The organism is Vibrio sp. 2134-1 (genome assembly GCF_033339495.1).
In genome coordinates, this window is record NZ_JAWOUS010000169.1 from 1 (window position 1) to 976 (window position 976).

The window sequence follows — 976 nt, forward strand, 5'->3', positions numbered from 1 at the left end:
ACGGTGGTGCATCGAGCTTCTTAGCTCAACGCCTAGAAGAAGGCGGTGACGTAAAAGTATTTGTCGAGCACAACAATAACTTCAAACTGCCAGAGGATGATAATACACCGATCATCATGGTTGGGCCGGGCACTGGTATTGCGCCATTCCGCAGCTTTATTCAAGAGCGTGAAACCCGCGATGCTGAAGGTAAAACCTCGTTGTTCTTTGGTCATCGCACGTCCACACAAGCTTTCTTGTACCAAGTGGAATGGCAAAAATACCTTAAGTCGGGAGTGTTAAGCCGCTTAGATGTTGCTTTCAGTCGTGACCAAGTAGAAAAAGTTTATGTACAGCACCGCATTTTAGAAAATGCCGCGCAAGTATGGCAGTGGATTCAAGATGGCGCTTACATCTATGTATGTGGTGATGCGACTCGTATGGCGAAAGATGTCCATGACGCATTGGTCATTGTTGCGGAACAAGAAGGCAAGATGCCGCGTGACGATGCAGAACAATTTATTAATGATTTACGTAAAGCGAAACGTTATCAGAGGGATGTGTACTAATGACTTTTTCTACTGAAAATAACAAGCAGATTGTATTAGGCGAAGAGCTAGGGCCACTATCTGATAACGAACGCCTAAAAAAACAAAGCAATCTATTACGTGGAACCATCGCCGAAGATTTGCAAGACCGAATCACTGGCGGCTTTACAGCGGATAACTTCCAACTTATTCGTTTCCACGGTATGTATCAGCAAGACGATCGCGATATCCGTAACGAGCGTACCAAGCAAAAGCTTGAGCCTCTTCATAACGTGATGCTTCGTGCTCGTATGCCTGGCGGTATTATTACGCCAACACAATGGCTGGCGATCGACAAGTTTGCTACAGAACACTCGTTATATGGAAGTATTCGCCTGACGACGCGTCAAACGTTTCAGTTCCATGGCGTACTAAAACCAAACATCAAGTTGATGCACCAAACGCTAAAC

2 pseudogenes are annotated in these 976 nt (G+C 45.4%); both read left to right on the top strand.

Features of this window, described 5'->3' with window-relative positions:
• Positions 1–548 (top strand): annotated as a pseudogene (cysJ, locus tag R7R78_RS24690) (NADPH-dependent assimilatory sulfite reductase flavoprotein subunit); the annotation flags it as partial.
• Positions 548–976: pseudogene (locus R7R78_RS24695) on the top strand (sulfite reductase subunit beta); the annotation flags it as partial. The pseudogenes cysJ and R7R78_RS24695, both read left to right, overlap by 1 nt.